At 40.3% G+C, this 3,714-nt stretch carries 2 protein-coding genes and 1 pseudogene; 1 reads left to right on the plus strand and 2 read right to left on the minus strand.

Going from position 1 to position 3,714, the window contains the following annotated elements:
• Window positions 1-267: 267 nt before the first annotated feature.
• Window positions 268-1,566, minus strand: coding sequence for a uracil-xanthine permease family protein (locus ACLN19_RS08980; RefSeq protein ID WP_413385498.1), 1,299 nt, complete (start codon window positions 1,564-1,566; stop codon window positions 268-270).
• A 304-nt stretch (window positions 1,567-1,870) separates the two neighbouring features.
• Here ACLN19_RS08980 and ACLN19_RS08985 point away from each other — a divergent pair.
• A pseudogene (locus tag ACLN19_RS08985) lies at window positions 1,871-3,037 on the plus strand (IS30 family transposase).
• A gap of 345 nt (window positions 3,038-3,382) precedes the next feature.
• Here the strand turns inward: ACLN19_RS08985 and ACLN19_RS08990 are convergent.
• Window positions 3,383-3,714, minus strand: a 332-nt coding sequence (locus tag ACLN19_RS08990) for an LPXTG cell wall anchor domain-containing protein (protein ID WP_413385495.1), incomplete at its 5' end; no start/stop codon positions are given.

Consider the following 3,714-nt stretch of genomic DNA (forward strand, 5'->3'; position numbering starts at 1 on the left):
AAGAAAAGCACCCCAATTGTTAGATTTTATGTCTAACTTTTGGGGTGCAGTTCAGGGGCTAAGATAAACGCAATGACATGGATTCGCACCGTGGCTACCTCCATCAAGACGCACTCCTTCTATACTATCCCTTGCGTTTTTTATTGTCATTATACCACATTAAGTCTTTATGTCTGAGTCACGCTTTTTTGTCAGTAGTGAAAACTTTAAAGTTTCCTATGTTAATTTCACTTTTGACTGACGGCACAAAAAGTTCTGTTTGTCTTTTTAGGCGTTCTTGTCAGAGGCTTCTTTAGGTAAGATAAGGTTTAAGATAACACCTACAATAGCGCTTAGAGCTGTACCTGATAGGGTTAGGGCTGTCAAATCTAATACTGCTCCGCCAAGCCCCAATACAAGCATAGAACTAGCAATAATAAGATTTCTAATCTGACCAAAATCCACACGATTTTCAATCAAAACTTTCAGACCATTACTCGCAATAACACCATAAAGCAAGATAGACATGCCTCCTAACACCGCACTTGGGATAGTGGAGATAAGAGCTGTGAATTTTCCAAGGAAGGAAAAGGCAATGGCAATTAAGGCTGCATTTCGAATAACAGATACAGAAGCAATACGCGTCATACCAATCACGCCTGTATTTTCACCATAAGTTGTATTGGCTGGTCCCCCTAAGAAAGCTGATACAGTCGTTGCGACCCCATCTCCAATCAATGTACGGCTGAGTCCAGGATCTTTTAAAAATTGGCGACCACAAATTTGACCAAGCACTGTATGATCCCCTATATGCTCTGCAATAGTGACAATAGCAATAGGTAAAATAGCAAACATCTCAGGTCCAAAATAAAGCTGATAGCTATCAAAAATACCTGTCTCAAACGGCAAAATAAAGCCTGGCAATTGTAGCCAAGATGCCTTAGCGACGGGACTCAAATCAACCATACCTAAAAGAAGAGCTAATAGATAACCACCAATAATCGCGAATAAAAAGGGAATAATTTTGACAAAGCCACGTCCTTTAGTATTGATAAATGCTGCAATCAAAAAGGTCACACTAGCTACCAGCATATTTTTCCAATCGCCACCTGCTACAAAACCAGCGCTAGTCACAGCTGAATTGGCAAGTCCAAGTCCAATGACAATAATCATAGGACCAATCACAATAGGCGGCAATAACACATCAATCCAACGTGTTCCAATCAGCTTAACAAGCCCAGCAATGACGACATAAATCAACCCCACTAATAAAATCCCAGTCTGAGCAGCAGAGATATTGCCATCCATCTGCTTAATCGCTAAAGCCATAGCGGTAATATAAGCAAAAGACGATCCAAGATAGACAGGTACTTTAAACTGGGTCGCCACTTGATAAATCAAAGTTCCCACACCTGATGCAAATAAAGCTACAGACACTGGCATACCTAGCGTCAAAGGCACCAAAATCGTCGCTCCAAACATCGCAAAAACGTGCTGAAAACTAAGCAACAAGCCTTTTAGCGGCTCTGGTTTTTGGTCAACATCTAAGAGCAACTTCACAGGCTTTAAATCTGAATCCATCAACATGGGTTCTTTGTCATCTACATTATGTGTCATAAAAAAACTCCTTTTGGGCACAAAAAAAGCCCTAATAATGTCAATAGGCCCTTAGTAGAACAATGTCTTTCACACCTCACAGAATGTGTTTAAAAACCTACAAACATATCATATCACACTTCCTCTTATAAGACCAGTAAAATATCACTTTTACCCCTCTGAACTCTCTATCCGAAATTCCCAAAGTAAGTTCTAGTCTGTCTCAAAAACTGGAAATTAGACTGAGACAAAGAAATAAGGTAGAACTTACTTTGGGACAAGTTGGTAACTGACAATGAAAAACAAACACCTTACTCTCTCAGACAGAAACGATATTCAAATAGGAATTGAGCAGCTTAAGCCCTTCTCGGCTATCGCTGTTAAGTTAGGAAAAAAACGTCTACAATCTTAAAAGAAGTTCGGAGAAATAGGGTGTTAAAAGAGAACTCTGGTACATCAAATGGTGAGGCCTGCCCTCTACTCAAAAAGGCTCCCTACGTCTGTAATGCCTATCCAAAAAAGAGAAGCAATTGTGGGTACCAGAAACAGTTCTACTACGCCAAAAGAGCTCAGCTAAATTACGAAGCTAAGCTCTCAGACTCGAGAACGGGCGTTGCCCTAAACAAGGAAGAATTCTATCGAATGAACGCTGTGGTCTCTTCTACCATCCAAAAGGGACAACACCTCAACCACATCATCGCCTCAAACGAACTTTCAGTATCCAGAGCTTCTATCTACCGATACCTCGAAAAAGGATACCTGTCCACAAAGCCTATTGATTTCCCACGTGTCGTGACATTCAGAAAACGCAGAACCAGAAACCTCCAACCCATTCCTAAAACTGCCAGAGAAGGACGGTCGTACGAGGACTTCCAACACTTTCTTACAAAGAAAGGCATCAGCTATTGGCTAGAAATGGACACCGTTACTGGAAGGAAGGGAGAGAGGAAAGGTACTTCTCACTTTTAACCTCTCCTTCTGTAACTTTATCTTCGCTCGATTACTTGATAACAAAACAGCTAATGAGGTCGCTAAACACCTCTACATCATCAAGAATGACCTACATCAGAAAGAGTTAGACTTCTGCGACATATTCCCTGTCATTCTGACCGACATTGGTGGTGAATTCGCTAAAGTAGACAATATCGAAATGGATGTTCGTGGAGAATCCAAGCTCTTCTTCTGTGACCCCAATCGTTATGACCAGAAAGGGAGAATCTAGAAGAATCATACACTTATCAGAGACATTCTTCCTAAGAGAAGTTCTTTTGACAACTTGACACAGGAGGACATCAACCTAGTTTGTTCGCATATCAACAGCGTCAAACGAGCTTCTTTCAACGGAAAATCGGCTTATGAACTCTTTACATTTACCTACGGTAAAGAATTGGCAACACTTTTGGGAATCTCTAAAATTGACCCTGAGAACGTCATCCAATCTCCTCTATTATTAGATAAGTAATCGCTAGTTTTTATCAAAAAATAATGTCAAAATAGAAAGGAACTTGTCCCATCCCAAATGCCAGATAGCTAGAACTTACTTTGAAACGTCTCAGAACCAGTAACTTTAGTGTACTCTTTTCTTCAACATTTTCAACTATAAAACTTACTCGAATCCGCATTGTAGGCAAAAACAGAACTTAGTCTGAGACTAAATTCTGTTCGTTTTATGCAGTTTTCTCAGAGTAACTTCTGGGAAGGACGGGAACTAGAACTTACTTTGAGAATTTACCCTGAACTCTCTATAAGCATCATTTTAAGAGCATCAATACTAACTCTATCTATAGACTATTTTATCATAAACATTTTAATCTTTTTTCTTTTTAAGATTAATTCCTAGTAATCCTAGGAAAACAATTCCCAATGTAGGGGCTAGCATGTCATTGGAATCTCCTGTTTCTGGTAATGATTGAATAGAGTTCTTGTTTTCCTCAGGCATCATCGTTTCTGTTACGTTTGGCGCAATAGGCTCATACGGTACTGGGTTGTCTACACCTGGGTTGTTTGGAACCACAATTGGCGGTGGAATGTAACCCTTCGTTGGATCTTCTGGATCAACTGGTTTCAACGGCTCTGTGGTTCCTGGAACTTTTGGCTCATAGCCTGGAATGTATGGCAACGGTGGGTTGTCACTTGGTT

The sequence above is a fragment of the Streptococcus lishijunsis genome, assembly GCF_047290665.1.
Taxonomy (GTDB): Bacteria; Bacillota; Bacilli; order Lactobacillales; family Streptococcaceae; genus Streptococcus.

What these genes read in the sequence shown, in the direction of transcription:
- ACLN19_RS08980 (WP_413385498.1), bottom strand. Translation starts at nt 1,566, where the DNA reads ATGTTGATGGATTCAGATTTAAAGCCTGTGAAGTTGCTCTTAGATGTT.